Below are 25,206 nucleotides of genomic sequence, written 5' to 3' on the forward strand. Positions count from 1 at the left end.
TAACGCCATGTCGAAGCGGAATATTGCCGCTAAAACACAAGAAGAGCGCGAGAAGGTTAACGTTGACCTTGCTGTCTCCTGAGTTACCTACAAAGAGCGCCTTAATATACCGGTTATTGCCGAAGCGGTGATGCGTGAGCAGCCTGAGCATTTGCGGGACTATTTTTTGGAGCGGCCACGACATTACCGCGAGCAGAGCATCGCGCTGCCCAAGGCATCCGCTCCTCGACATCTTAAGCAGGAAGGTGAAAAATGATAAGTGCAGAAGGACTGCAGCGGTTACTTAATTTATCGGAGCCTCCATCTGATGAACTGATTGATGTTTATCTTCAATTCTGCATGATTTTTCCTAGGGTCGAGCAAAGTTTTTTTGGTGGCTTTGCTAAGGGGGAAGACAGTTTAAATTATGCGCGAACGTTACTTGACGCCGGGATAAAGGTGCCCAACGAACTTTTTCACGATTTTAAGCAGAGATACATTTTGAATGGGGATGCGCAGGAAAGACTTGACGCCCTCTGTGTCGGTCGAGAGAGAGATAGGCGGGGAATAGTTAATGGACTTCAAAATGACGCAGCAACAGATCTAAACACCATGTCTACAGTATTAAAGATAGTTATAAGGATAAGAAATAACCTTTTCCACGGAAATAAAGACGCTTATCTTTTTGTTGATTCTCAAGAGCAAGCGCAACTATTGAGGTGGTGCGTGAGATTTCTCCAAGGATTATTAAATTAATCTACCTTTGATTTTCCATAATCAACCAGCAATAATAATGTCACCGGAGCCTGAACAACATCGGTGACTTCTGCGCTAAACGGGGACGTTTATGCGCACATACAATCTAAACTCTCTTTTGCTGTCACAGATGCAGAAATGCACCTGCGATTTTTTGCATCCAGCGTTTGACCTCTGCGGAGGTGAATCGTGAACCTCCTACAAGATGGCATCAAATTGCATCGTGGTAACTTCACCGCTATCGGTCAGCAGATCCAGCCTTATCTGGAGGACGGCAAATGCTTTCGCATGGTGCTTAAACCGTGGCGCGAGAGACGCAGTCTTTCCCAGAATGCACTCAGCCACATGTGGTACAGCGAAATCAGTGAATACCTCATCAGCAGGGGTAAAACGTTCGCCACTCCACCTTGGGTAAAAGATGCTCTCAAACACACTTATCTCGGTTATGAAACCAAAGAACTGGTTGATGTCGTAACCGGTGAAATCACCACCATTCAGTCATTACGTCATACCTCCGATCTCGATACCGGAGAGATGTATGTCTTCCTGTGTAAGGTTGAAGCCTGGGCGATGAATATTGGCTGCCACCTGACTATTCCGCAGAGCTGCGAGTTCCAGCTGCTCCGCGACAAGCAGGAGGCGTAATGGCTACACCGCTTATTCGTGTCATGAACGGACACATCTACAGAGTATCTAATCGTCGTAAGCGTAAGCCTGAGCTGAAGCCATCCGAAATACCAACACTGCTCGGATATACCGCTAGCCTGGTTGATAAAAAATGGTTGCGACTGGCAGCAAGGAGGAATCATGGCTGATTTGAGAAAAGCAGCGCGTGGTCGGGAATGCCAGGTAAGAATCCCTGGCGTATGTAATGGCAATTCTGAGACGTCTGTACTGGCACATATCCGGCTGGCTGGATTGTGCGGTACCGGTATCAAACCGCCAGACCTGATTGCCACCATTGCATGTTCTGCCTGCCACGACGAAATCGACCGCCGCACGCATTTTGTTGACGCTGGATATGCAAAAGAATGCGCGCTGGAAGGTATGGCGAGAACGCAGGTTATCTGGCTGAAAGAGGGGGTAATTAAGGCGTGAATACTTACCACATCACACTACCCTGGCCGCCGAGCAATAACCGCTACTACCGCCATAATCGAGGGCGCACGCACATCAGCGCAGAAGGGCAGGCATACCGCGATAACGTCGCCCGAATCATTAAAGGCTCAATGCTGGATATCGGTCTGGCTATGCCTGTGAAAATCCGCATTGAGTGCCACATGCCGGATCGCCGTCGCCGTGACCTGGATAATCTGCAAAAAGCCGCTTTTGACGCACTCACTAAAGCAGGTTTCTGGCTGGATGATGAGCTGGTCGTTGATTACCGCGTTGTGAAGATGCCTGTTACCAAAGGTGGGAAGCTGGAACTGACCATCACTGAACTGGGAGATGAATGATGTTTGAGTCTTATATGGCAGAACTTCTTCGCCACCGCTGGATGCGCCTGCGCTTATATCGTTTCCCCAGTTCTGTTTTGACCGATTACCGAATACTGAGGAATTACGCCAAAACCCTGACAGGAGCAGGAGTATGAAGTCAGAGATAACAATCAACTAATACTGTTTTATTGATTTTTGCTTGTAATTGGCGTTCTGGTCTGATTTTTGTGGAGTAAGTTGATGCGTGATATTCAGATGGTTCTTGAGCGTTGGGGAGCGTGGGCGGCTAATAATCATGAAGATGTGACCTGGTCGTCCATTGCCGCCGGTTTTAAGGGATTAATTACTTCAAAAGTAAAATCTCGCCCGCAATGTTGTGACGATGACGCTATGATCATTTGCGGGTGCATGGCCCGTCTGAAAAAGAACAACAGCGATTTGCACGATTTATTAGTAGATTATTATGTAGTCGGTATGACATTCATGTCACTGGCAGGTAAGCATTGCTGCTCTGATGGTTATATCGGGAAAAGGTTACAGAAGGCTGAGGGCATAATTGAAGGGATGTTAATGGCATTAGATATCCGGTTAGAGATGGATATCGTTGTTAATAACTCTAATTAATATGCCAATTGTTTACTAAAAATTATTAAAAATGGGGCGTTGAGACGCCCCCAAAAATAAAGGGTAATATATAACAGAAGGTTTATATAGTTAGAAGCAAGGTTGTGCTTCTAAAGGAAGTGGCTTGAGGGAGCCACTTATATGTTGGGGAGGCAATGCCTCCCGCAACATATCTTTTTCGTAATCAGATTAGAACTGGTAAACCAGACCTACAGCAACGATGTCATCAGTGCTTACACCGAGTGCTTTAGTGAAGTCATTTTTGTCAAGCAGGTTGATTTTGTAATCAACGAAAGTAGACATATTTTTGTTGAAGTAATAGGTTGCACCTACATCAACATATTTGACTAAGTCCTGATCGCCCCATACTCCAAGATCCTTACCTTTAGATTGCAGGTAAGCAACGGACGGACGCAGACCGAAATCGAACTGATATTGTGCAACAGCTTCGAAGTTTTGGGCTTTATTAGCAACGAAGTGATCAGCAAATACAGTCATATTCTGGGTTTCAGAATAGGTAGTGGCCAGGTAAATGTTGTTAGCGTCATATTTCAGACCTGCGGCCCAAACTTCTGCATTTTTACCGGAAGCAAATACTTCAGGAAGAACTTTCCCTGCATTAACTTGAGTGTCGGTACGATCAGATTTTGCATAAGTTGCACCGATACCGAATCCTTCGTATTCATAGGTAGCAGAGAAACCGAAGCCATCACCGTTACCTTCGGTGTAGTTATCGAAATCGCTACGATCGTTTTTGCCTTGGTACTGAGCAGCAAAGTTCAGACCATCAACCAGGCCAAAGAAGTCGTTGTTACGATAGGTTGCAACACCAGTGGTGCGACCAGTCATGAACACATCTGTTTGGGTCCAGGTATCGCCACCGAATTCTGGCAGAACGTCAGTCCACGCACCGATGTCGTATGCTACACCGTAGTTACGGCCGTAATCGATTGAGCCGTAGTCACCGAATTTCAGGCCTGCAAATGCAAGACGGGTTTTGTCTTTGGAGGAACCTTGAGATTCAGCGCGGTTGCCTTTGAATTCATATTCCCACTGACCGAAACCAGTCAGTTGATCGTTGATTTGGGTTTCACCTTTGAAGCCAAGACGGGCATAAGTAGTATCACCATCATCTGCATCATTAGAGGAGAAGTAGTGCTTAGCATTAACTTTCCCGTACAGATCCAGCTTGTTACTGTCTTTATTATAAATTTCAGCTGCCTGAGCAGACATCGCCATCAGTACTGATGCAGCTACAGCAGAAATTGCCACTGTTAATTTTTTCATCGTGAGCCCTTTTTTTTGAACTATTATTAAAAAATGATGTCACTGCGCGATAAATATTCATCTAATCAATGTGATTATTTCAAGATGTAAGTTTTAGTTTCTCATTTAATTTGTGAAGTAGATCTCTATTTTTATCTGAACTTTTTCTATCGAAACCTATTTATGGCTCTTATTTGAACAAAAATAAACCTATTAGCTAATTTATATTAATGGCTGTTATTTATGGGGGTTCTATAATTCGGCAGTTTAATTTAAATCAACTAAAAATAACGTCTGAAATTATTTATTGGTTATTTGTTGAGGTTTTCTTATGTATTTGTGGTGGAGTTTTGAACACTCGGTAGCATTCTCATAAATATCATTCAGTGGTTTACGTACGTAAAAAATTGGTTATGCTGTTAAGAGTGGTTACTTCGTCACACAGCTTAAACCCGCCGTCGAGCTGGTTTTTCCATTTTTTGAGTCTCGATATTAGCTGATAACTCAATACCTGAGTTATTCACTGACTCCGAGTCTGTTACGTTTCTGCTTTTTTGCGATACGTTGTATTCCCTCAATTTACACCCGCTTTGTCTGCGAGGTGGGGTTATGAAATCCATGGATAAGTTAACAACGGGTGTCGCCTATGGCACCTCAGCAGGTAGTGCCGGTTACTGGTTTTTACAGCTGCTCGATAAAGTCACGCCCTCACAGTGGGCAGCAATAGGTGTGCTGGGTAGCCTGGTATTTGGCCTGCTGACGTACCTGACAAACCTTTATTTCAAGATTAAAGAAGATAAGCGCAAGGCTGCGAGAGGTGAATAATGCCTCCATCATTACGAAAAGCCGTTGCTGCTGCTATTGGTGGCGGAGCAATTGCTATAGCATCAGTGTTAATCACTGGCCCAAGTGGTAACGATGGTCTGGAAGGTGTCAGCTACATACCATACAAAGATATTGTTGGTGTATGGACTGTATGTCACGGGCATACAGGAAAAGACATCATGCTCGGTAAAACGTATACCAAAGCAGAATGCAAAGCCCTCCTGAATAAAGACCTTGCCACGGTCGCCAGACAAATTAACCCGTACATAAAAGTTGATATACCGGAAACAACGCGCGGCGCTCTTTACTTGTTCGTTTACAACGTGGGCGCTGGCAATTTCAGAACATCGACGCTTCTTCGCAAAATAAACCAGGGCGATATCAAAGGCGCATGTGATCAGCTACGTCGCTGGACATATGCTGGCGGTAAGCAATGGAAAGGTCTCATGACTCGTCGTGAGATTGAGCGTGAAATCTGTTTGTGGGGTCAGCAATGAACAGAGTAACCGCGATTATCTCCGCTCTGGTTATCTGCATCATCGTTTGCCTGTCATGGGCTGTTAATCATTACCGTGATAACGCCATTACCTACAAAGCCCAGCGCGACAAAAATGCCAGAGAACTGAAGCTGGCGAACGCGGCAATTACTGACATGCAGATGCGTCAGCGTGATGTTGCTGCGCTCGATGCAAAATACACGAAGGAGTTAGCTGATGCGAAAGCTGAAAATGATGCTCTGCGTGATGATGTTGCCGCTGGTCGTCGTCGGTTGCACATCAAAGCAGTCTGTCAGTCAGTGCGTGAAGCCACCACCGCCTCCGGCGTGGATAATGCAGCCTCCCCCCGACTGGCAGACACCGCTGAACGGGATTATTTCACCCTCAGAGAGAGGCTGATCACTATGCAAAAACAACTGGAAGGAACCCAGAAGTATATTAATGAGCAGTGCAGATAGAGCTGCCCATATCGATGGGCAACTCATGCAATTATTGTGAGCAATACACACGCGCTTCCAGCGGAGTATAAATGCCTAAAGTAATAAAACCGAGAAATCCATTTACGAATGTTTGCTGGGTTTCTGTTTTAACAACATTTTCTGCGCCGCCACAAATTTTGGCTGCATCAACAGTTTTCTCCTGTCCAATTCCCGAAACGAAGAAGTGATGGGTGATGGTTTCCTTTGGTGTTACTGCTGTCGGTTTGTTTCCAACAGTAAACGTCTGTTGAGCACATCCTGTAATAAGCATTGCCAGAGCGGCAGAAAACAACATTTTTTTCATCTTATTATCCTGCATTGTTAAAAACGGCAGAATCCTATGTGACAACAATTAAACGATAGTTAAATGGATTGATGAAAATTAAAACTATATAGGTGTACGCTCAGACTATTGGAGGAAGTTGGGGACACTCAGAATCCTGTGGAATGAAATAAACCGGTCTATCCGTCTATTACCCTTTTAGCTGCGCTGTATCGTCGCCGTATTCCCGCATTAACCATGACCGTAGCCCGACGGGGAATTCCTTCTGCGTGAGTGTGCGGGAATAATCAAAAACGATGCACACCGGGTTTTACTGTGCTGACAGACGCAGGGTTACCCTCATAGTCGCTTTTCCGGTGCGATGGTGGAAGAAACCGGGATGTTCATCCATCATCACTTTGGATTGATGTATATGCTCTCTTTTCTGACGTTAGTCTCCGACGGCAGGCTTCAATGACCCAGGCTGAGAAATTCCCAGACCCTTTTTGCTCAAGAGCGATGTTAATTTGTTCAATCATTTGGTTAGGAAAGCGGATGTTGCGGGTTGTTGTTCTGCGGGTTCTGTTCTTCGTTGACATGAGGTTGCCCCGTATTCAGTGTCGCTGATTTGTATTGTCTGAAGTTGTTTTTACGTTAAGTTGATGCAGATCAATTAATACGATACCTGCGTCATAATTGATTATTTGACGTGGTTTGATGGCGTAGATGCACGTTGTGACATGTAGATGATAATTATTATCATTTTTCGGGTCCTTTCCGGCGATCCGACAGGTTACGGGGCGGCGACCTCGCGGGTTTTCGCTATTTATGAAAATTTTCCGGTTTAAGGCGTTTCCGTTCTTCTTCGTCGTAACTTAATGTTTTTATTTAAAATACCCCCTGAAAAGAAAGGAAACGACAGGTGCTGAAAACGGGCTTTTTGGCCTCTGTCGTTTCCTTTCTCTGTTTTTGGCCGTGGAATGAACAATGGAAGTCAACAAAAAGCAGCTGGCTGACATTTTCGGTGCGAGTATCCGTACCATTCAGAACTGGCAGGAACAGGGAATGCCCGTTCTGCGAGGCGGTGGCAAGGGTAATGAGGTGCTTTATGACTCTGCCGCCGTTATAAAATGGTATGCCGAAAGGGATGCTGAAATTGAGAACGAAAAGCTGCGCCGGGAGGTTGAAGAACTGCGGCAGGCCAGCGAGGCAGATCTCCAGCCAGGGACTATTGAGTACGAACGCCATCGACTTACGCGTGCGCAGGCCGACGCACAGGAACTGAAGAATGCCAGAGACTCCGCTGAAGTGGTGGAAACCGCATTCTGTACTTTCGTGCTGTCGCGGATCGCAGGTGAAATTGCCAGTATTCTCGACGGGATCCCCCTGTCGGTGCAGCGGCGTTTTCCGGAACTGGAAAACCGACATGTTGATTTCCTGAAACGGGATATCATCAAAGCCATGAACAAAGCAGCCGCGCTGGATGAACTGATACCGGGGTTGCTGAGTGAATATATCGAACAGTCAGGTTAACAGGCTGCGGCATTTTGTCCGCGCCGGGCTTCGCTCACTGTTCCGGCCGGAGCCACAGACCGCCGTTGAATGGGCGGATGCCAATTACTATCTCCCGAAAGAATCCGCATACCAGGAAGGGCGCTGGGAAACACTGCCCTTTCAGCGGGCCATCATGAATGCGATGGGCAGTGACTACGTCCGCGAGGTGAATGTGGTGAAGTCTGCCCGTGTTGGTTATTCCAAAATGCTGCTGGGTGTTTATGCCTACTTCATAGAGCATAAGCAGCGCAACACCCTTATCTGGTTGCCGACGGATGGTGATGCCGAGAACTTTATGAAAACCCACGTTGAGCCGACCATCCGCGATATTCCGTCGCTGCTGGCGCTGGCTCCGTGGTATGGCAAAAAGCACCGGGATAACACGCTCACCATGAAGCGTTTTTCCAATGGTCGTGGCTTCTGGTGCCTGGGCGGTAAAGCGGCAAAAAACTACCGTGAAAAGTCGGTGGATGTGGCGGGTTATGATGAACTTGCTGCCTTTGATGAGGATATTGAACAGGAAGGCTCTCCGACGTTCCTGGGCGATAAGCGTATTGAAGGCTCGGTCTGGCCAAAGTCCATCCGTGGCTCCACGCCCAAAGTGAGAGGCACATGCCAGATTGAGCGTGCAGCCAGTGAATCCCCGCATTTTATGCGTTTTCATGTTGCCTGCCCGCACTGCGGGGAGGAGCAGTACCTTAAATTTGGCGATAAAGAGACGCCGTTTGGCCTCAAATGGACGCCGGATGACCCCTCCAGCGTGTTTTATCTCTGCGAGCATAATGCCTGCGTCATCCGTCAGCAGGAGCTGGACTTCACTGATGCCCGTTATATCTGCGAAAAGACCGGGATCTGGACCCGTGATGGCATTCTCTGGTTTTCGTCATCCGGTGAAGAGATTGAACCGCCTGACAGTGTGACCTTTCACATCTGGACAGCGTACAGCCCGTTCACCACCTGGGTGCAGATTGTCAAAGACTGGATGAAGACGAAAGGGGATACGGGAAAACGTAAAACCTTCGTGAACACCACGCTCGGTGAGACGTGGGAAGCGAAAATCGGCGAACGTCCGGATGCTGAAGTGATGGCAGAGCGGAAAGAGCATTATTCAGCGCCCGTTCCTGACCGTGTGGCTTACCTGACCGCCGGTATCGACTCCCAGCTGGACCGCTACGAAATGCGCGTATGGGGATGGGGGCCGGGTGAGGAAAGCTGGCTGATTGACCGGCAGATTATTATGGGCCGCCACGACGATGAACAGACGCTGCTGCGTGTGGATGAGGCCATCAATAAAACCTATACCCGCCGGAATGGTGCAGAAATGTCGGTATCCCGTATCTGCTGGGATACTGGCGGGATTGACCCGACCATTGTGTATGAACGCTCGAAAAAACATGGGCTGTTCCGGGTGATCCCCATTAAAGGGGCATCCGTCTACGGAAAGCCGGTGGCCAGCATGCCACGTAAGCGAAACAAAAACGGGGTTTACCTTACCGAAATTGGTACGGATACCGCGAAAGAGCAGATTTATAACCGCTTCACACTGACGCCGGAAGGGGATGAACCGCTTCCCGGTGCCGTTCACTTCCCGAATAACCCGGATATTTTTGATCTTACCGAAGCGCAGCAGCTGACTGCTGAAGAGCAGGTCGAAAAATGGGTGGATGGCAGGAAAAAAATACTGTGGGACAGCAAAAAGCGACGCAATGAGGCACTCGACTGCTTCGTTTATGCGCTGGCGGCGCTGCGCATCAGTATTTCCCGCTGGCAGCTGGATCTCAGTGCACTGCTGGCGAGCCTGCAGGAAGAGGATGGTGCAGCAACCAACAAGAAAACACTGGCAGATTACGCCCGTGCCTTATCCGGAGAGGATGAATGACGCGACAGGAAGAACTTGCCGCTGCCCGTGCGGCACTGCATGACCTGATGACAGGAAAACGGGTGGCAACGGTACAGAAAGACGGACGGCGAGTGGAGTTTACGGCCACTTCCGTGTCTGACCTGAAAAAATACATTGCGGAGCTGGAAGTGCAGACCGGCATGACACAGCGACGCAGGGGACCTGCAGGATTTTATGTATGAAAACGCCCACCATTCCCACCCTTCTGGGGCCGGACGGCATGACATCGCTGCGTGAATATGCCGGTTATCACGGCGGTGGCAGCGGATTTGGTGGGCAGTTGCGGGCGTGGAACCCACCGGGTGAAAGTGTGGATGCAGCCCTGCTGCCCAACTTTACCCGTGGCAATGCCCGCGCAGACGATCTGGTACGCAATAACGGCTATGCCGCCAACGCCATCCAGTTGCATCAGGATCATATCGTCGGGTCTTTTTTCCGGCTCAGTCATCGCCCAAGCTGGCGCTATCTGGGCATCGGGGAGGAAGAAGCCCGTGCCTTTTCCCGCGAGGTTGAAGCGGCATGGAAAGAGTTTGCCGAGGATGACTGCTGCTGCATTGACGTTGAGCGAAAACGCACGTTTACCATGATGATTCGGGAAGGTGTGGCCATGCACGCCTTTAACGGTGAACTGTTCGTTCAGGCCACCTGGGATACCAGTCCGTCGCGGCTTTTCCGGACACAGTTCCGGATGGTCAGCCCGAAGCGCATCAGCAACCCGAACAATACCGGCGACAGCCGGAACTGCCGTGCCGGTGTGCAGATTAATGACAGCGGTGCGGCGCTGGGATATTACGTCAGCGAGGACGGGTATCCTGGCTGGATGCCGCAGAAATGGACATGGATACCCCGTGAGTTACCCGGCGGGCGCGCCTCGTTCATTCACGTTTTTGAACCCGTGGAGGACGGGCAGACCCGCGGTGCAAATGTGTTTTACAGCGTGATGGAGCAGATGAAGATGCTCGACACGCTGCAGAACACGCAGCTGCAGAGCGCCATTGTGAAGGCGATGTATGCCGCCACCATTGAAAGTGAGCTGGATACGCAGTCAGCGATGGATTTTATTCTGGGCGCGAACAGTCAGGAGCAGCGGGAAAGGCTGACGGGCTGGATTGGTGAAATTGCCGCGTATTACGCCGCAGCACCGGTCCGTCTGGGAGGCGCAAAAGTGCCGCACCTGATGCCGGGGGACTCACTGAACCTGCAGACGGCTCAGGACACGGATAACGGCTACTCCGTGTTTGAGCAGTCACTGTTGCGGTATATCGCTGCCGGGCTGGGTGTCTCGTATGAGCAGCTTTCCCGGAATTACGCCCAGATGAGCTACTCCACGGCACGGGCCAGTGCGAACGAGTCGTGGGCGTACTTTATGGGGCGGCGAAAATTCGTCGCATCCCGTCAGGCGAGCCAGATGTTTCTGTGCTGGCTTGAAGAGGCCATCGTTCGCCGCGTGGTGACGTTACCTTCAAAAGCGCGCTTCAGCTTTCAGGAAGCCCGCAGTGCCTGGGGGAACTGCGACTGGATAGGCTCCGGTCGTATGGCCATCGATGGTCTGAAAGAAGTTCAGGAAGCGGTGATGCTGATAGAAGCCGGACTGAGCACCTACGAGAAAGAGTGCGCGAAACGCGGTGACGACTATCAGGAAATTTTTGCCCAGCAGGTCCGTGAAACGATGGAGCGCCGTGCAGCCGGTCTTAAACCGCCCGCCTGGGCGGCTGCGGCATTTGAATCCGGACTGCGACAATCAACAGAGGAGGAGAAGAGTGACAGCAGAGCTGCGTAATCTCCCGCATATTGCCAGCATGGCTTTTAATGAGCCGCTGATGCTTGAACCCGCCTATGCGCGGGTTTTCTTTTGTGCGCTTGCAGGCCAGCTTGGGATCAGTCGCCTGACGGATGCAGTATCCGGCGACAGCCTGACTGCCGGAGAGGCACCCGCGGCGCTGGCGTTATCCGGTGATGATGACGGACCACGACAGGCCCGCAGTTATCAGGTCATGAACGGCATCGCCGTGCTGCCGGTGTCCGGTACGCTGGTCAGCCGGACGCGGGCGCTGCAGCCGTATTCGGGAATGACCGGTTACAACGGCATTATCGCCCGTCTGCAACAGGCTGCCAGCGATCCGATGGTGGACGGCATTCTGCTCGATATGGACACACCGGGCGGGATGGTGGCGGGAGCATTTGACTGTGCTGACATCATCGCCCGTGTGCGTGACATAAAGCCGGTATGGGCGCTGGCCAACGACATGAACTGCAGTGCAGGTCAGCTGCTTGCCAGCGCCGCCTCCCGGCGTCTGGTCACGCAGACCGCCCGGACAGGCTCCATCGGCGTCATGATGGCTCACAGTAATTACGGCGCTGCGCTGGAGAAACAGGGCGTGGAAATCACGCTGATTTACAGCGGCAGCCATAAGGTGGATGGCAACCCCTACAGCCATCTACCGGGTGATGTCCGGGAGACACTGCAGTCCCGGATGGATGCAACCCGCCGGATATTTGCGCAGAAGGTGTCGGCATATACCGGCCTGTCCGTGCAGGCTGTGCTGGATACCGAGGCTGCAGTGTACAGCGGTCAGGAGGCCATTGATGCCGGACTGGCTGATGAACTTGTCAACAGCACCGATGCGATCACCGTTATGCGTGATGCACTGGATGCACGTAAATCCCGTCTCTCAGGAGGGCGAATGACCAAAGAGACTCAATCAACAACTGTTTCAGCCACTGCTTCGCAGGCTGACGTTACTGACGTGGTGCAAGCGACGGAGGGCGAAAACGCCAGCGCGGCGCAGCCGGACGTGAACGCGCAGATCACCGCTGCGGTTGCGGCAGAAAACAGCCGCATTATGGGGATCCTCAACTGTGAGGAAGCTCACGGACGCGAAGAACAGGCACGTGTGCTGGCCGAAACCCCCGGTATGACCGTGGAAACGGCCCGCCGCATTCTGGCAGCTGCACCACAGAGTGCACAGGCGCGCAGTGACACTGCGCTGGATCGTCTGATGCAGGGGGCACCGGCACCACTGGCTGCAGGTAACCCGGCATCTGATGCCGTTAACGATTTGCTGAACACACCAGTGTAAGGGATGTTTATGACGAGCAAAGAAACCTTTACCCATTACCAGCCGCTGGGCAACAGTGACCCGGCACATACGGCAACCGCGCCCGGCGGATTGAGTGCGAAAGCGCCTGCAATGACCCCGCTGATGCTGGACACCTCCACCCGTAAGCTGGTTGCGTGGGATGGCACCACCGACGGTACTGCCGTTGGCATTCTGGCGGTTGATGCTGACCAGACCAGCACCACGCTGACGTTCTACAAGTCCGGCACGTTCCGTTATGAGGATGTGCTCTGGCCGGAGGCTGCCAGCGACGAGACGAAAAAACGGACCGCGTTTGCCGGAACGGCAATCAGCATCGTTTAACCTTACCCTTCATCACTAAAGGCCGCCTGTGCGGCTTTTTTTACGGGATTTTTTTATGTCGATGTACACAACCGCCCAGCTGCTGGCGGCAAATGAGCAGAAATTTAAGTTTGATCCGCTGTTTCTGCGTCTCTTTTTCCGTGAGAGCTATCCCTTCACCACGGAGAAAGTCTATCTCTCACAAATTCCGGGACTGGTAAACATGGCGCTGTACGTTTCGCCGATTGTTTCCGGTGAGGTTATCCGTTCCCGTGGCGGCTCCACCTCTGAATTTACGCCGGGATATGTCAAACCCAAGCATGAGGTGAATCCGCAGATGACCCTGCGTCGCCTGCCGGATGAAGATCCGCAGAATCTGGCGGACCCGGCTTACCGCCGCCGTCGCATCATCATGCAGAACATGCGAGACGAAGAGCTGGCCATTGCTCAGGTCGAAGAGATGCAGGCAGTTTCTGCTGTGCTTAAGGGCAAATACACCATGACCGGTGAAGCCTTCGATCCGGTTGAGGTGGATATGGGCCGCAGTGCGGCGAACAACATCACACAGTCCGGTGGTACGGAGTGGAGCAAGCGTGACAAGTCCACGTATGACCCGACCGACGATATCGAAGCCTATGCGCTGAACGCCAGCGGCGTGGTGAATATCATCGTGTTTGATCCGAAAGGCTGGGCGCTGTTCCGTTCCTTCAAAGCCGTCAAGGAGAAGCTGGATACCCGTCGCGGCTCTAATTCCGAGCTGGAGACAGCGGTAAAAGACCTGGGCGAAGCGGTGTCCTATAAGGGGATGTATGGCGATACGGCGATCGTCGTGTATTCCGGACAGTACGTGGAAAACGACGTCAAAAAGAACTTCCTGCCGGACAACACGATGGTGCTGGGGAACACTCAGGCACGCGGTCTGCGCACCTATGGCTGCATTCAGGATGCGGACGCACAGCGCGAAGGTATTAACGCCTCTGCCCGCTACCCGAAAAACTGGGTGACCACCGGCGATCCGGCGCGTGAGTTCACCATGATTCAGTCAGCACCGCTGATGCTGCTGGCTGATCCTGATGCGTTCGTGTCCGTACAACTGGCGTAATCATGGCCCTTCGGGGCCATTTTCTCTCTGTGGAGGAGTCCATGACGAAAGATGAACTGATTGCCCGTCTTAAGGTGCTGGGTGAGCAACTGAACCGTGATGTCAGCCTGACGGGGACGAAGGAAGAACTGGCGCTCCGTGTGGCAGAGCTGGAAGAGGAGCTTGATGACTCGGATGACACTTCCGGCCAGGACACGCCTGTCAGCCCGGAAAATGCGCTGACCGGGCATGAAAATGAGGTGGTATCAGAGCCGCCGGATACCGTAATTCAGGATACGGCTGATCTGGTCACGGTCGTGGCACTGGTGACGCTGCATACCGATGCACTTCACGCCACGCGGGATGAGCCTGTGGATTTTGTGCTGCCGGGAACGGAGTTCCGTGTCTCTGCCGGTGTGGCAGTTGAAATGACAGAGCGCGGCCTGGCCAGAATGCAATAACGGGAGGCGCTGTGGCTGATTTCGATAACCTGTTCGATGCTGCCATTGCCCGCGCCGATGAAACGATACGCGGGTACATGGGAACGTCAGCCACCATGACATCCGGTGAGCAGTCCGGCGCAGTAATACGTGGTGTTTTTGATGACCCTGAAAATATCAGCTATGCCGGACAGGGCGTGCGCGTTGAAGGCTCCAGCCCGTCCCTGTTTGTCCGGACTGATGATGTGCGGCAACTGCGGCGTGGAGACACGCTGACCATCGGTGAGGAAAACTTCTGGATAGACCGGGTTTCGCCGGGTGATGGTGGAAGCTGTCATCTCTGGCTTGGGCGGGGCGTACCGCCTGCCGTTAACCGTCGCCGCTGAAAGGGGGATGTATGGCCATAAAAGGTCTTGAGCAGGCCGTTGAAAACCTCAGCCGTATCAGCAGAACGGCGGTGCCTGGTGCCGCCGCAATGGCCATTAACCGCGTTGCTTCATCCGCGATATCGCTGTCGGCGTCACAGGTTGCCCGTGAGACAAAGGTACGCCGGAAACTGGTAAAGGAAAGGGCCAGGCTGAAAAGGGCCACGGTCAAAAATCCGCAGGCCAGAATCAAGGTTAACCGGGGGGATTTGCCCGTAATAAAGCTGGGTAACGCGCGGATTGTCCTGTCCCGACGCAGGCGTCGTAAAAAGGGGCAGCGTTCAGCCCTGAAAGGTGGCGGCAGCGTGCTTGTGGTGGGAAACCGTCGTATTCCCGGCGCGTTTATTCAGCAACTGAAAAATGGCCGGTGGCATGTCATGCAGCGTGTGGCCGGGAAAAACCGTTACCCCATTGATGTGGTGAAAATCCCGATGGCGGTGCCGCTGACCACGGCGTTTAAACAGAATATTGAGCGGATACGGCGAGAGCGTCTTCCGAAAGAGCTGGGCTATGCGCTGCAGCATCAACTGAGAATGGTAATAAAGCGATGAAACATACTGAACTCCGAGCAGCCGTACTGGATGCACTGGAGAAGCATGACACTGGGGCGACGCTTTTTGATGGTCGCCCCGCTGTTTTTGATGAGGCGGATTTTCCGGCAATTGCCGTTTATCTCACCGGCGCTGAATACACGGGCGAAGAGCTGGACAGCGATACCTGGCAGGCGGAGCTGCATATTGAAGTTTTCCTGCCTGCTCAGGTGCCGGATTCAGAGCTGGATTCGTGGATGGAGTCCCGGATTTATCCGGTGATGAGCGATATCCCGGCACTGTCAGATTTGATCACCAGTATGGTGGCCAGTGGCTATGACTACCGGCGCGACGATGATGCGGGCCTGTGGAGTTCAGCCGATCTGACGTATGTCATTACCTATGAAATGTGAGGACGCTATGCCTGTACCAAATCCAGTAATGCCGGTGAAAGGTGCCGGGACCACACTGTGGGTTTATAAGGGGAACGGTGACCCTTATGCGAACCCGCTTTCAGACGTTGACTGGTCGCGTCTGGCAAAAGTTAAAGACCTGACACCCGGCGAACTGACCGCTGAGTCCTATGACGACAGCTATCTCGATGATGAAGATGCGGACTGGACTGCGACCGGGCAGGGGCAGAAATCTGCCGGAGATACCAGCTTCACGCTGGCGTGGATGCCCGGAGAGCAGGGGCAGCAGGCGCTGCTGGCATGGTTTAATGAAGGTGATACCCGTGCCTATAAAATCCGCTTCCCGAACGGCACGGTCGATGTGTTCCGCGGCTGGGTCAGCAGTATCGGTAAGGCGGTGACGGCGAAGGAAGTGATCACCCGCACGGTGAAGGTCACCAATGTGGGACGCCCGTCGATGGCTGAAGATCGCAGTACGGTGACGGCAGCAACCGGCATGACGGTAACGCCAGCCAGTGCTTCCGTAGTGAAAGGGCAGAGCACCACGCTGACCGTGGCATTCCAGCCGGAAGGTGTAACCGACAAGAGCTTCCGTGCGGTGTCTGCGGATAAAACAAAAGCCACCGTGTCGGTCAGTGGTATGACCATCACCGTGAACGGCGTTGCTGCAGGCAAGGTCAACATTCCGGTTGTATCCAGTAATGGTGAGTTTGCTGCGGTTGCAGAAATCACCGTCACCGCCAGTTAATCCGGAGAGTCAGCGATGTTCCTGAAAACCGAATCATTTGAATATAACGGCGTGACCGTCACGCTTTCTGAACTGTCAGCCCTGCAGCGTATTGAGCATCTCGCCTGGTTGAAAGAGCAGGAAAAAAAGGCTGAATCCAGTGGCAACCTGCAGGTGTCTGTAGAGGATCTTATCAGAGGCGGGGCGTTTCTGGTGGCGATGTCTCTGTGGCATAACCATCCGCAGAAGACAAAGCTGCCGTCCATGAATGAAGCCATTACGCAGATTGAGCAGGAAGTGCTTACCACCTGGCCCACGGAGGCAATTGCTCAGGCTGAAAACGTGGTGTTACGTCTGTCCGGAATGTCTGAGTTTGTGGTGAATAATGCCCCTGAACAGGCAGAGGACGCCGGGCCTACAGAGCCTGTTTCTGCGGGAAAGTGTTCGACGGTGAGCTGAGTTTTGCCCTGAAACTGGCGCGTGAGATGGGGCGACCCGACTGGCGCGCCATGCTTGCCGGGATGTCATCCACGGAGTATGCCGACTGGCACCGCTTTTACAGTACCCATTATTTTCATGATGTTCTGCTGGATATGCACTTTTCCGGGCTGACATACACCGTGCTCAGCCTGTTTTTCAGCGATCCGGATATGCATCCGCTGGATTTCAGTCTGCTGAACCGGCGCGAGGCTGACGAAGAGCCTGAAGATGATGTGCTGATGCAGAAAGCGGCAGGGCTTGCCGGAGGTGTCCGCTTTGGCCCGGACGGGAATGAAGTTATCCCTACTTCCCCGGATGTGGCGGACATGACGGAGGATGACGTAATGCTGATGACAGTATCAGAAGGGATCGCAGGAGGAGTCCGGTATGGCTGAACCGGTAGGCGATCTGGTCGTTGATTTGAGTCTGGATGCGGCCAGATTTGACGAGCAGATGGCCAGAGTCAGGCGTCATTTTTCCGGTACGGAAAGTGATGCGAAAAAAACAGCGGCAGTCGTTGAACAGTCGCTGAGCCGACAGGCGCTGGCTGCACAGAAAGCGGGGATTTCCGTCGGGCAGTATAAAGCCGCCATGCGTATGCTGCCTGCACAGTTCACCGACGTGGCCACGCAGCTTGCAGGCGGGCAAAGTCCGTGGCTGATCCTGCTGCAACAGGGTGGTCAGGTTAAGGACTCCTTCGGCGGGATGATCCCCATGTTCAGGGGGCTTGCCGGTGCGATCACCCTGCCGATGGTGGGGGCCACCTCGCTGGCGGTGGCGACCGGTGCGCTGGCGTATGCCTGGTATCAGGGCAACTCAACCCTGTCCGATTTCAACAAAACGCTGGTCCTTTCCGGCAATCAGTCGGGGCTGACGGCAGATCGTATGCTGGTCCTGTCCAGAGCCGGGCAGGCGGCAGGGCTGACGTTTAACCAGACCAGCGAGTCACTCAGCGCACTGGTTAAGGCGGGGGTAAGCGGTGAGGCTCAGATTGCATCCATCAGCCAGAGTGTGGCGCGTTTCTCCTCTGCATCCGGCGTGGAGGTGGACAAGGTCGCTGAAGCCTTCGGGAAGCTGACCACAGACCCGACGTCAGGGCTGACAGCGATGGCACGCCAGTTCCATAACGTGACGGCGGAGCAGATTGCGTATGTTGCTCAGTTGCAGCGTTCCGGCGATGAAGCCGGGGCATTGCAGGCGGCGAACGAGGCCGCGACGAAAGGGTTTGATGACCAGACCCGCCGCCTGAAAGAGAACATGGGTACGCTGGAGACCTGGGCAGACAGGACAGCGCGGGCATTCAAATCCATGTGGGATGCGGTGCTGGATATTGGTCGTCCTGATACCGCGCAGGAGATGCTGATTAAGGCAGAGGCTGCGTTTAAGAAAGCGGACGACATCTGGAGTCTGCGCAAGGATGATTATTTTGTTAACGATGAAGCGCGGGCGCGTTACTGGGATGATCGTGAAAAGGCCCGTCTTGCGCTTGAAGCCGCCAGAAAGAAGGCTGAACAGCAGAGTCAACAGGACAAAAATGCGCAGCAGCAGAGCGATACTGAAGCGTCACGGCTGAAATATACCGAAGAGGCGCAGAAGGCTTACGAACGGCTGCAGACGCCGCTGGAGAAATATACCGCCCGTCAGGAAGAACTGAACAAGGCACTGAAGGACGGGAAAATTCTGCAGGCAGATTACAACACGCTGATGGCGGCGGCGAAAAAGGACTATGAAGCGACGCTGAAAAAGCCGAAACAGTCCGGCGTGAAGGTGTCTGCGGGCGATCGTCAGGAAGACAGTGCTCATGCTGCCCTGCTGACGCTTCAGGCTGAACTCCGGACGCTGGAGAAGCATGCCGGAGCAAATGAGAAAATCAGCCAGCAGCGCCGGGATTTGTGGAAGGCGGAGAGTCAGTTCGCGGTACTGGAGGAGGCGGCGCAACGTCGCCAGCTGTCTGCACAGGAGAAATCCCTGCTGGCGCATAAAGATGAGACGCTGGAGTACAAACGCCAGCTGGCTGCACTTGGCGACAAGGTTACGTATCAGGAGCGCCTGAACGCGCTGGCGCAGCAGGCGGATAAATTCGCACAGCAGCAACGGGCAAAACGGGCCGCCATTGATGCGAAAAGCCGGGGGCTGACTGACCGGCAGGCAGAACGGGAAGCCACGGAACAGCGCCTGAAGGAACAGTATGGCGATAATCCGCTGGCGCTGAATAACGTCATGTCAGAGCAGAAAAAGACCTGGGCGGCTGAAGACCAGCTTCGCGGGAGCTGGATGGCAGGCCTGAAGTCCGGCTGGAGTGAGTGGGAAGAGAGCGCCACGGACAGTATGTCGCAGGTAAAAAGTGCAGCCACGCAGACCTTTGATGGTATTGCACAGAATATGGCAGCGATGCTGACCGGCAGTGAGCAGAACTGGCGCAGCTTCACCCGTTCCGTGCTGTCCATGATGACAGAAATTCTGCTTAAGCAGGCAATGGTGGGGATTGTCGGGAGTATCGGCAGCGCCATTGGCGGGGCTGTTGGTGGCGGCGCATCCGCGTCAGGCGGTACAGCCATTCAGGCCGCTGCGGCGAAATTCCATTTTGCAACCGGAGGATTCACAGGAACCGGCGGCAAATATGAGCCAGCGGGGATTGTTCACCGTGGTGAATTTGTCTTCACGAAGGAGGCAACCAGCCGGATTGGCGTGGGGAATCTCTACCGGCTGATGCGCGGCTATGCCACCGGTGGTTATGTCGGTACACCGGGCAGTCTGGCTGACAGCCGGTCGCAGGCGTCCGGGACGTTTGAGCAGAATAACCATGTGGTGATTAACAACGACGGCACGAACGGTCAGATAGGGCCACAGGCACTGAAGGCTGTTTATGACGTAGCCCGTAAGGCGGCAATGGATGTTGTGACCGGGCAGATGCGCGATGGTGGTCTGTTCTCCGGAGGTGGACGATGAAAACCTTCCGCTGGAAAGTGAAACCCGGTATGGATGTGGCTTCGTCCCCTTCTGTAAGAAAGGTGCGCTTTGGTGATGGCTATTCCCAGCGAGCGCCTGCCGGGCTGAATGCCAACCTGAAAACGTACAGCGTGACGCTTTCTGTCCCCCGTGAGGAGGCCACGGTACTGGAGTCGTTTCTGGAAGAGCACGGGGGCTGGAAAGCCTTTCTGTGGACGCCGCCTTATGAGTGGCGGCAGATAAAGGTGACCTGCGCAAAATGGTCGTCGCGGGTCAGTATGCTGCGTGTTGAGTTCAGCGCAGAGTTTGAACAGGTGGTGAACTGATGCAGGATATCCGGCAGGAAACACTGAATGAATGCACCCGTGCGGAGCAGTCGGCCAGCGTGGTGCTATGGGAAATCGACCTGACAGAGGTCGGTGGAGAACGTTATTTTTTCTGTAATGAGCAGAACGAAAAAGGTGAGCCGGTCACCTGGCAGGGGCGACAGTATCAGCCATATCCCATTCAGGGGAGTGGTCTTGAACTGAATGGCAAAGGCACCAGTACGCGCCCCACGCTGACGGTTTCTAACCTGTACGGTATGGTCACCGGGATGGCGGAAGATCTGCAGAGTTTGGTCGGCGGAACGGTGGTCCGGCGTAAGGTTTACGCCCGTTTTCTGGATGCGGTGAACTTCGTCAACGGAAACAGCGACGCCGATCCGGAGCAGGAGGTGATCAGCCGCTGGCGCATCGAGCAGTGCAGCGAACTGAGCGCGGTGAGTGCCTCCTTTGTACTGTCCACGCCGACGGAAACGGATGGCGCTGTTTTTCCGGGACGTATCATGCTGGCCAACACCTGCACCTGGACCTATCGCGGCGATGAGTGCGGTTATCACGGTCCGGCGGTCGCGGATGAATATGACCAGCCGACGTCCGATATCACGAAGGATAAATGCAGCAAATGCCTGAGCGGTTGTAAGTTCCGCAATAACGTCGGCAACTTTGGCGGCTTCCTTTCCATTAACAAACTTTCGCAGTAAATCCCATGACACAGACAGAATCAGCGATTCTGGCGCACGCCCGGCGATGTGCGCCAGCGGAGTCGTGCGGCTTCGTGGTAAGCACGCCGGAGGGGGAAAGATATTTCCCCTGCGTGAATATCTCCGGTGAGCCGGAGGCGTATTTCCGTATGTCGCCGGAAGACTGGCTGCAGGCAGAAATGCAGGGTGAGATTGTGGCGCTGGTCCACAGCCACCCCGGTGGTCTGCCCTGGCTGAGTGAGGCCGACCGGCGGCTGCAGGTGCAGAGTGATTTGCCGTGGTGGCTGGTCTGCCGGGGGACGATTCATAAGTTCCGCTGTGTGCCGCATCTCACCGGGCGGCGCTTTGAGCACGGGGTGACGGACTGTTACACGCTGTTCCGGGATGCTTATCATCTGGCGGGGATTGAGATGCCGGATTTTCATCGCGAGGATGACTGGTGGCGTCACGGTCAGAATCTCTATCTGGATAATCTGGAGGCCACAGGGCTGTATCAGGTGCCGTTGTCATCAGCACAACCGGGCGATGTGCTGCTGTGCTGTTTTGGTTCATCGGTGCCGAATCATGCCGCCATTTACTGTGGTGATGGCGAGCTGCTGCACCATATTCCTGAACAACTGAGCAAACGAGAGAGGTATACCGACAAATGGCAGCGACGCACACACTCCCTCTGGCGTCATCGGGCATGGCGCGCATCTGCCTTTACGGGGATTTGCAACGATTTGGCCGCCGCATCGACCTTCGTGTGAAAACGGGGGCTGAAGCCATCCGCGCACTGGCCACACAGCTCCCGGTGTTTCGTCAGAAACTGAGCGACGGCTGGTATCAGGTACGGATTGCCGGGCGGGACGTCAGCACGTCCGGGTTAACGGCGCAGTTACATGAGACTCTGCCTGATGGCGCTGTGATTCATATTGTTCCCAGAGTCGCCGGGGCCAAGTCAGGTGGCATATTCCAGATTGTCCTGGGGGCTGCCGCCATTGCCGGATCATTCTTTACCGCCGGAGCCACCCTTGCAGCATGGGGGGCAGCCATTGGGGCCGGAGGTATGACCGGCATCCTGTTTTCTCTCGGTGCCAGTATGGTGCTCGGTGGTGTGGCGCAGATGCTGGCACCGAAAGCCAGAACTCCCCGTACACAGACAACGGATAACGGCAAACAGAACACCTATTTCTCCTCACTGGATAACATGGTTGCCCAGGGCAATGTTCTGCCGGTTCTGTACGGTGAAATGCGCGTGGGGTCACGCGTGGTTTCTCAGGAGATCAGCACGGCAGACGAAGGGGATGGTGGTCAGGTTGTGGTGATTGGTCGCTGATGCAAAATGTTTTATGTGAAACCGCCTCCGGGCGGTTTTATCGTTTATGGAGCATGACGAATGGGTAAAGGCGGCAGTAAGGGGCATACCCCGCGCGAAGCGAAGGACAACCTGAAGTCCACGCAGCTGCTGAGTGTGATCGATGCCATCAGCGAAGGGCCGGTTGAAGGTCCGGTGGATGGATTAAAAAGCGTGCTGCTGAACAGTACGCCGGTGCTGGACAGTGAGGGGAATACCAATATATCCGGCGTCACGGTGGTGTTCCGGGCCGGTGAGCAGGAGCAGACACCGCCGGAGGGATTTGAATCCTCCGGCTCCGAGACGGTGCTCGGTACAGAAGTGAAATATGACACGCCGATCACCCGGACCATCACGTCGGCAAACATTGACCGTCTGCGTTTTACTTTCGGCGTGCAGGCACTGGTGGAAACCACCTCAAAGGGGGACAGGAATCCATCGGAAGTCCGCCTGCTGGTTCAGATACAACGTAACGGTGGCTGGGTGACGGAAAAGGACATCACCATTAAGGGTAAAACCACTTCACAGTATCTGGCCTCGGTGGTGGTGGATAACCTGCCGCCGCGCCCGTTCAGTATCCGGATGCGCAGGATGACGCCGGACAGCACCACAGACCAGCTGCAGAACAAAACGCTCTGGTCGTCATACACCGAAATTATCGATGTGAAACAGTGCTACCCGAACACGGCACTGGTCGGCGTGCAGGTGGACTCGGAGCAGTTCGGCAGCCAGCAGGTGAGCCGTAATTATCATCTGCGCGGGCGTATTCTGCAGGTGCCGTCGAATTATAACCCGCAGACGCGGCAATACAGCGGTATCTGGGACGGAACGTTTAAACCGGCATACAGCAACAACATGGCCTGGTGTCTGTGGGATATGCTGACCCATCCGCGCTACGGCATGGGGAAACGTCTTGGTGCGGCGGATGTGGATAAATGGGCGCTGTATGTCATCGGCCAGTACTGCGACCAGTCAGTGCCGGACGGCTTTGGCGGCACGGAGCCGCGCATCACCTGTAATGCCTACCTGACCACACAGCGTAAGGCGTGGGATGTTCTCAGCGATTTCTGCTCGGCGATGCGCTGTATGCCGGTATGGAACGGGCAGACGCTGACGTTCGTGCAGGACCGACCGTCGGATAAGGTGTGGACCTATAACCGCAGTAATGTGGTGATGCCGGATGATGGCGCGCCGTTCCGCTACAGCTTCAGCGCCCTCAAGGACCGCCATAATGCCGTTGAGGTGAACTGGATTGACCCGGATAACGGCTGGGAGACGGCGACAGAGCTTGTGGAGGACACGCAGGCCATTCTCCGTTACGGTCGTAACGTCACGAAGATGGATGCCTTTGGCTGTACCAGCCGGGGGCAGGCACACCGCGCCGGGCTGTGGCTGATTAAAACGGAGCTGCTGGAGACGCAGACCGTGGATTTCAGCGTGGGTGCCGAAGGGCTTCGCCATGTGCCGGGTGATGTTATTGAAATCTGCGATGATGACTATGCGGGGATCAGCATCGGCGGACGCGTGCTGGCGGTGAACAGCCAGACCCGGACGCTGACGCTCGACCGTGAAATCACGCTGCCATCCTCCGGTACCACGCTGATAAGCCTGGTTGACGGAAGTGGCAATCCGGTCAGCGTGGAGGTCCAGTCCGTCACCGACGGCGTGAAGGTAAAAGTGAGCCGTGTTCCTGACGGCGTTGCCGGATACAGCGTATGGGGGCTGAAGTTGCCGACGTTGCGCCAGCGCCTGTTCCGCTGCGTGAGTATCCGTGAGAACGACGACGGCACGTATGCCATTACCGCCGTGCAGCATGTACCCGAAAAAGAAGCCATCGTGGATAACGGGGCGCACTTTGACGGCGACTTGAGCGGCACGGTGAATGGCGTCACGCCGCCCGCGGTGCAGCACCTGACTGTCGAAGTCACCGCAGACAGCGGGGAATATCAGGTGCTGGCGCGCTGGGACACGCCGAAGGTGGTGAAGGGGGTGAGCTTCCTGCTTCGCCTGACCGTGGCAGCGGACGATGGCAGTGAGCGGCTGGTCAGTACGGCAAGGACGACGGAAACCACATACCGCTTCACGCAACTGGCGCTGGGGAACTACAGGCTGACTGTCCGGGCGGTAAATGCGTGGGGACAGCAGGGCGATCCGGCATCGGTATCGTTCCGGATTGCCGCACCGGCAGCGCCGTCTCGGATTGAGCTGACACCGGGCTATTTTCAGATAACCGCCACGCCGCATCTTGCGGTTTATGATCCGACGGTACAATTTGAGTTCTGGTTCTCGGAAACGCGGATTACCGATATCAGGCAGGTTGAAACCACAGCCCGCTACCTTGGCACGGGGCTGTACTGGATAGCCGCCAGTATCAATATCAAACCGGGCCATGATTATTACTTTTATATCCGCAGTGTGAACACCGTTGGCAAATCGGCATTCGTGGAGTCCGTCGGTCGGGCGAGCGATGATGCGGAAGGTTACCTGGATTTTTTCAAAGGCAAGATAACCGAATCCCATCTCGGTAAAGAGCTGCTGGAAAAAGTCGATCTGACGGAGGATAACGCCAGCAGACTGGATGAGTTTTCGAAAGAGTGGAAGGATGCCAACGATAAATGGAATGCCATGTGGGCTGTCAAAATTGAGCAGACCAAAGACGGCAAACATTATGTCGCGGGTATTGGCCTCAGTATGGAGGACACGGAGGAAGGCAAACTGAGCCAGTTTCTGGTTGCCGCTAACCGTATCGCGTTTATTGACCCGGCAAACGGGAATGAAACGCCGATGTTTGTGGCGCAGGGCAACCAGATATTCATGAA

The 25,206-nt window shown here is 53.8% G+C and carries 34 protein-coding genes and 1 pseudogene; 32 read left to right on the forward strand and 3 right to left on the reverse strand.

Annotated features, from left to right (window positions below):
* Positions 1-7 precede the first annotated feature (7 nt).
* The 9 genes and pseudogenes from BEB54_RS09700 to quuD all read left to right on the forward strand — a co-directional run bounded on the left by BEB54_RS09700 (position 8) and on the right by quuD (position 2,798).
* Positions 8-256: pseudogene (locus tag BEB54_RS09700) on the forward strand (DNA polymerase III subunit theta).
* Positions 253-735 carry a hypothetical protein gene (locus BEB54_RS09705; protein WP_000622057.1) on the forward strand — a complete coding sequence of 161 codons (483 nt, stop codon included), beginning with the start codon at positions 253-255 and terminating at the stop codon, positions 733-735. Before BEB54_RS09700 ends, BEB54_RS09705 begins: the two are co-directional and overlap by 4 nt.
* 91 nt (positions 736-826) lie before the next feature.
* Complete coding sequence (locus BEB54_RS09710; RefSeq protein WP_072106870.1) at positions 827-928, forward strand: hypothetical protein; 102 nt, start codon at positions 827-829, stop codon at positions 926-928.
* Positions 925-1,380: a DNA base-flipping protein YbcN gene (gene ybcN, locus BEB54_RS09715; RefSeq protein WP_001050829.1), complete on the forward strand. Its 456-nt coding sequence runs from the start codon at positions 925-927 to the stop codon at positions 1,378-1,380. The genes BEB54_RS09710 and ybcN overlap by 4 nt, the downstream gene beginning before the upstream one ends.
* Entirely contained in the window at positions 1,380-1,550 is a 171-nt protein-coding gene (locus BEB54_RS09720) for a NinE family protein (RefSeq protein ID WP_000224916.1), read from the forward strand. The genes ybcN and BEB54_RS09720 overlap by 1 nt, the downstream gene beginning before the upstream one ends.
* On the forward strand, positions 1,543-1,833 hold the full coding sequence (locus BEB54_RS09725) for a DUF1364 domain-containing protein (protein ID WP_000774490.1): 291 nt from the start codon (positions 1,543-1,545) through the stop codon (positions 1,831-1,833). Before BEB54_RS09720 ends, BEB54_RS09725 begins: the two co-directional genes overlap by 8 nt.
* Entirely contained in the window at positions 1,830-2,192 is a 363-nt protein-coding gene (gene rusA / locus BEB54_RS09730; protein ID WP_001099516.1) for a crossover junction endodeoxyribonuclease RusA, read from the forward strand. The genes BEB54_RS09725 and rusA overlap by 4 nt, the downstream gene beginning before the upstream one ends.
* A complete protein-coding gene (locus tag BEB54_RS09735; RefSeq protein WP_001586249.1) occupies positions 2,189-2,329 on the forward strand; it encodes a YlcG family protein in 141 nt (46 codons plus the stop codon). The genes rusA and BEB54_RS09735 overlap by 4 nt, the downstream gene beginning before the upstream one ends.
* Before the next feature lie 85 nt (positions 2,330-2,414).
* Positions 2,415-2,798, forward strand: coding sequence for an antitermination protein QuuD (quuD, locus tag BEB54_RS09740; RefSeq protein WP_001204791.1), 384 nt, complete (start codon positions 2,415-2,417; stop codon positions 2,796-2,798).
* A 189-nt stretch (positions 2,799-2,987) separates the two neighbouring features.
* On the opposite strand, the gene BEB54_RS09745 is transcribed toward quuD, so the two are convergent.
* Positions 2,988-4,085: a porin gene (locus tag BEB54_RS09745; protein ID WP_000737266.1), complete on the reverse strand. Its 1,098-nt coding sequence runs from the start codon at positions 4,083-4,085 to the stop codon at positions 2,988-2,990.
* Between the two features lie 588 nt (positions 4,086-4,673).
* On the opposite strand from BEB54_RS09745, the gene essD reads away from it, so the two are divergent.
* The 3 genes from essD to rzpD are packed head-to-tail and all read left to right on the forward strand — an operon-like array spanning position 4,674 to position 5,844.
* Positions 4,674-4,889, forward strand: a complete 216-nt coding sequence (gene essD, locus BEB54_RS09750) for a phage lysis protein EssD (protein WP_000839596.1) — start codon at positions 4,674-4,676, stop codon at positions 4,887-4,889.
* On the forward strand, positions 4,889-5,386 hold the full coding sequence (gene rrrD, locus BEB54_RS09755) for a lysozyme RrrD (RefSeq protein WP_001135278.1): 498 nt from the start codon (positions 4,889-4,891) through the stop codon (positions 5,384-5,386). Before essD ends, rrrD begins: the two co-directional genes overlap by 1 nt.
* Complete coding sequence (rzpD, locus tag BEB54_RS29925) at positions 5,383-5,844, forward strand: prophage endopeptidase RzpD (protein ID WP_001082739.1); 462 nt, start codon at positions 5,383-5,385, stop codon at positions 5,842-5,844. The genes rrrD and rzpD overlap by 4 nt, the downstream gene beginning before the upstream one ends.
* 31 nt (positions 5,845-5,875) lie before the next feature.
* Here rzpD and iss read toward each other — a convergent pair whose 3' ends face one another.
* Both iss and BEB54_RS09770 read right to left on the reverse strand, forming a co-directional pair.
* On the reverse strand, positions 5,876-6,169 hold the full coding sequence (gene iss / locus BEB54_RS09765; protein WP_000738421.1) for an increased serum survival lipoprotein Iss: 294 nt from the start codon (positions 6,167-6,169) through the stop codon (positions 5,876-5,878).
* A 362-nt stretch (positions 6,170-6,531) separates the two neighbouring features.
* The gene (locus BEB54_RS09770; protein WP_001307652.1) at positions 6,532-6,726 is read right to left on the reverse strand and encodes a YlcI/YnfO family protein; all 195 of its coding nucleotides are present in this window, start codon (positions 6,724-6,726) and stop codon (positions 6,532-6,534) included.
* A 388-nt stretch (positions 6,727-7,114) separates the two neighbouring features.
* Between BEB54_RS09770 and BEB54_RS09780 the strand changes: the two genes are divergently transcribed.
* From BEB54_RS09780 to gpJ, 20 genes are all read left to right on the forward strand, one after another.
* The gene (locus BEB54_RS09780) at positions 7,115-7,660 is read left to right on the forward strand and encodes a DNA-packaging protein (protein ID WP_000453576.1); all 546 of its coding nucleotides are present in this window, start codon (positions 7,115-7,117) and stop codon (positions 7,658-7,660) included.
* Entirely contained in the window at positions 7,635-9,560 is a 1,926-nt protein-coding gene (locus BEB54_RS09785) for a phage terminase large subunit family protein (RefSeq protein WP_001027321.1), read from the forward strand. Before BEB54_RS09780 ends, BEB54_RS09785 begins: the two co-directional genes overlap by 26 nt.
* On the forward strand, positions 9,557-9,763 hold the full coding sequence (locus BEB54_RS09790) for a phage head-tail joining protein (protein ID WP_000198149.1): 207 nt from the start codon (positions 9,557-9,559) through the stop codon (positions 9,761-9,763). The genes BEB54_RS09785 and BEB54_RS09790 overlap by 4 nt, the downstream gene beginning before the upstream one ends.
* Positions 9,760-11,361, forward strand: a complete 1,602-nt coding sequence (locus tag BEB54_RS09795; RefSeq protein ID WP_001345555.1) for a phage portal protein — start codon at positions 9,760-9,762, stop codon at positions 11,359-11,361. The genes BEB54_RS09790 and BEB54_RS09795 overlap by 4 nt, the downstream gene beginning before the upstream one ends.
* Positions 11,342-12,661 carry a S49 family peptidase gene (locus tag BEB54_RS09800; RefSeq protein WP_000123242.1) on the forward strand — a complete coding sequence of 440 codons (1,320 nt, stop codon included), beginning with the start codon at positions 11,342-11,344 and terminating at the stop codon, positions 12,659-12,661. The genes BEB54_RS09795 and BEB54_RS09800 overlap by 20 nt, the downstream gene beginning before the upstream one ends.
* A gap of 9 nt (positions 12,662-12,670) precedes the next feature.
* Positions 12,671-13,003 (forward strand): head decoration protein, encoded by a 333-nt coding sequence (locus BEB54_RS09805; RefSeq protein ID WP_001358225.1) that lies wholly within the window; start codon positions 12,671-12,673, stop codon positions 13,001-13,003.
* Between the two features lie 55 nt (positions 13,004-13,058).
* The gene (locus BEB54_RS09810; RefSeq protein ID WP_000063254.1) at positions 13,059-14,084 is read left to right on the forward strand and encodes a major capsid protein; all 1,026 of its coding nucleotides are present in this window, start codon (positions 13,059-13,061) and stop codon (positions 14,082-14,084) included.
* 41 nt (positions 14,085-14,125) lie between these two features.
* Positions 14,126-14,524: a DNA-packaging protein FI gene (locus tag BEB54_RS09815; protein ID WP_000158854.1), complete on the forward strand. Its 399-nt coding sequence runs from the start codon at positions 14,126-14,128 to the stop codon at positions 14,522-14,524.
* A gap of 11 nt (positions 14,525-14,535) precedes the next feature.
* Positions 14,536-14,889 (forward strand): head-tail joining protein, encoded by a 354-nt coding sequence (locus BEB54_RS09820; protein WP_105282181.1) that lies wholly within the window; start codon positions 14,536-14,538, stop codon positions 14,887-14,889.
* Positions 14,890-14,900: 11 nt separating this feature from the next.
* On the forward strand, positions 14,901-15,479 hold the full coding sequence (locus BEB54_RS09825) for a phage tail protein (RefSeq protein WP_000975111.1): 579 nt from the start codon (positions 14,901-14,903) through the stop codon (positions 15,477-15,479).
* Positions 15,476-15,871, forward strand: a complete 396-nt coding sequence (locus BEB54_RS09830; protein ID WP_000683128.1) for a phage minor tail U family protein — start codon at positions 15,476-15,478, stop codon at positions 15,869-15,871. Before BEB54_RS09825 ends, BEB54_RS09830 begins: the two co-directional genes overlap by 4 nt.
* 7 nt (positions 15,872-15,878) lie before the next feature.
* A complete protein-coding gene (locus BEB54_RS09835) occupies positions 15,879-16,619 on the forward strand; it encodes a phage tail protein (protein WP_044783865.1) in 741 nt (246 codons plus the stop codon).
* A 15-nt stretch (positions 16,620-16,634) separates the two neighbouring features.
* Positions 16,635-17,057 carry a phage tail assembly chaperone G gene (gene gpG, locus BEB54_RS09840; protein WP_105282182.1) on the forward strand — a complete coding sequence of 141 codons (423 nt, stop codon included), beginning with the start codon at positions 16,635-16,637 and terminating at the stop codon, positions 17,055-17,057.
* The gene (locus BEB54_RS09845; RefSeq protein ID WP_000459458.1) at positions 17,039-17,473 is read left to right on the forward strand and encodes a phage tail assembly protein T; all 435 of its coding nucleotides are present in this window, start codon (positions 17,039-17,041) and stop codon (positions 17,471-17,473) included. Before gpG ends, BEB54_RS09845 begins: the two co-directional genes overlap by 19 nt.
* The gene (locus BEB54_RS09850; protein ID WP_000840260.1) at positions 17,466-20,027 is read left to right on the forward strand and encodes a phage tail tape measure protein; all 2,562 of its coding nucleotides are present in this window, start codon (positions 17,466-17,468) and stop codon (positions 20,025-20,027) included. Before BEB54_RS09845 ends, BEB54_RS09850 begins: the two co-directional genes overlap by 8 nt.
* Complete coding sequence (locus tag BEB54_RS09855; protein WP_000847362.1) at positions 20,024-20,353, forward strand: phage tail protein; 330 nt, start codon at positions 20,024-20,026, stop codon at positions 20,351-20,353. Before BEB54_RS09850 ends, BEB54_RS09855 begins: the two co-directional genes overlap by 4 nt.
* Entirely contained in the window at positions 20,353-21,051 is a 699-nt protein-coding gene (locus tag BEB54_RS09860; protein WP_001152652.1) for a phage minor tail protein L, read from the forward strand. The genes BEB54_RS09855 and BEB54_RS09860 overlap by 1 nt, the downstream gene beginning before the upstream one ends.
* Before the next feature lie 5 nt (positions 21,052-21,056).
* A complete protein-coding gene (locus BEB54_RS09865) occupies positions 21,057-21,800 on the forward strand; it encodes a C40 family peptidase (RefSeq protein WP_000194779.1) in 744 nt (247 codons plus the stop codon).
* Positions 21,797-22,369: a tail assembly protein gene (locus BEB54_RS09870; RefSeq protein ID WP_001367726.1), complete on the forward strand. Its 573-nt coding sequence runs from the start codon at positions 21,797-21,799 to the stop codon at positions 22,367-22,369. The genes BEB54_RS09865 and BEB54_RS09870 overlap by 4 nt, the downstream gene beginning before the upstream one ends.
* A gap of 60 nt (positions 22,370-22,429) precedes the next feature.
* Positions 22,430-25,206 (forward strand): phage attachment tail tip protein J (gpJ, locus tag BEB54_RS09875; protein WP_105282183.1); only part of this gene is annotated, 2,777 nt, incomplete at its 3' end.

Source organism: Escherichia sp. MOD1-EC6021, from assembly GCF_002965245.1.
In the GTDB taxonomy this organism is placed as follows: Bacteria; Pseudomonadota; Gammaproteobacteria; order Enterobacterales; family Enterobacteriaceae; genus Escherichia; species Escherichia coli_F.

Excerpts from the sequence above, each read along its gene's own strand:
- BEB54_RS09855 (WP_000847362.1), top strand. The coding sequence starts at position 20,024 with ATGAAAACCTTCCGCTGGAAAGTGAAACCCGGTATGGATGTGGCTTCG.
- BEB54_RS09850 (WP_000840260.1), top strand. The coding sequence starts at position 17,466 with ATGGCTGAACCGGTAGGCGATCTGGTCGTTGATTTGAGTCTGGATGCG.
- quuD (WP_001204791.1), top strand. The coding sequence starts at position 2,415 with ATGCGTGATATTCAGATGGTTCTTGAGCGTTGGGGAGCGTGGGCGGCT.
- rrrD (WP_001135278.1), top strand. The coding sequence starts at position 4,889 with ATGCCTCCATCATTACGAAAAGCCGTTGCTGCTGCTATTGGTGGCGGA.
- BEB54_RS09835 (WP_044783865.1), top strand. The coding sequence starts at position 15,879 with ATGCCTGTACCAAATCCAGTAATGCCGGTGAAAGGTGCCGGGACCACA.
- BEB54_RS09725 (WP_000774490.1), top strand. The coding sequence starts at position 1,543 with ATGGCTGATTTGAGAAAAGCAGCGCGTGGTCGGGAATGCCAGGTAAGA.
- iss (WP_000738421.1), bottom strand. The coding sequence starts at position 6,169 with ATGAAAAAAATGTTGTTTTCTGCCGCTCTGGCAATGCTTATTACAGGA.
- BEB54_RS09815 (WP_000158854.1), top strand. The coding sequence starts at position 14,126 with ATGACGAAAGATGAACTGATTGCCCGTCTTAAGGTGCTGGGTGAGCAA.
- BEB54_RS09780 (WP_000453576.1), top strand. The coding sequence starts at position 7,115 with ATGGAAGTCAACAAAAAGCAGCTGGCTGACATTTTCGGTGCGAGTATC.
- BEB54_RS09860 (WP_001152652.1), top strand. The coding sequence starts at position 20,353 with ATGCAGGATATCCGGCAGGAAACACTGAATGAATGCACCCGTGCGGAG.
- BEB54_RS09735 (WP_001586249.1), top strand. The coding sequence starts at position 2,189 with ATGATGTTTGAGTCTTATATGGCAGAACTTCTTCGCCACCGCTGGATG.
- BEB54_RS09795 (WP_001345555.1), top strand. The coding sequence starts at position 9,760 with ATGAAAACGCCCACCATTCCCACCCTTCTGGGGCCGGACGGCATGACA.
- gpG (WP_105282182.1), top strand. The coding sequence starts at position 16,635 with ATGTTCCTGAAAACCGAATCATTTGAATATAACGGCGTGACCGTCACG.
- BEB54_RS09710 (WP_072106870.1), top strand. The coding sequence starts at position 827 with ATGCGCACATACAATCTAAACTCTCTTTTGCTGTCACAGATGCAGAAA.
- BEB54_RS09745 (WP_000737266.1), bottom strand. The coding sequence starts at position 4,085 with ATGAAAAAATTAACAGTGGCAATTTCTGCTGTAGCTGCATCAGTACTG.
- BEB54_RS09830 (WP_000683128.1), top strand. The coding sequence starts at position 15,476 with ATGAAACATACTGAACTCCGAGCAGCCGTACTGGATGCACTGGAGAAG.
- BEB54_RS09790 (WP_000198149.1), top strand. The coding sequence starts at position 9,557 with ATGACGCGACAGGAAGAACTTGCCGCTGCCCGTGCGGCACTGCATGAC.
- BEB54_RS09705 (WP_000622057.1), top strand. The coding sequence starts at position 253 with ATGATAAGTGCAGAAGGACTGCAGCGGTTACTTAATTTATCGGAGCCT.
- BEB54_RS09825 (WP_000975111.1), top strand. The coding sequence starts at position 14,901 with ATGGCCATAAAAGGTCTTGAGCAGGCCGTTGAAAACCTCAGCCGTATC.
- rzpD (WP_001082739.1), top strand. The coding sequence starts at position 5,383 with ATGAACAGAGTAACCGCGATTATCTCCGCTCTGGTTATCTGCATCATC.
- essD (WP_000839596.1), top strand. The coding sequence starts at position 4,674 with ATGAAATCCATGGATAAGTTAACAACGGGTGTCGCCTATGGCACCTCA.
- BEB54_RS09770 (WP_001307652.1), bottom strand. The coding sequence starts at position 6,726 with ATGTCAACGAAGAACAGAACCCGCAGAACAACAACCCGCAACATCCGC.
- BEB54_RS09720 (WP_000224916.1), top strand. The coding sequence starts at position 1,380 with ATGGCTACACCGCTTATTCGTGTCATGAACGGACACATCTACAGAGTA.
- BEB54_RS09865 (WP_000194779.1), top strand. The coding sequence starts at position 21,057 with ATGACACAGACAGAATCAGCGATTCTGGCGCACGCCCGGCGATGTGCG.
- BEB54_RS09810 (WP_000063254.1), top strand. The coding sequence starts at position 13,059 with ATGTCGATGTACACAACCGCCCAGCTGCTGGCGGCAAATGAGCAGAAA.
- BEB54_RS09805 (WP_001358225.1), top strand. The coding sequence starts at position 12,671 with ATGACGAGCAAAGAAACCTTTACCCATTACCAGCCGCTGGGCAACAGT.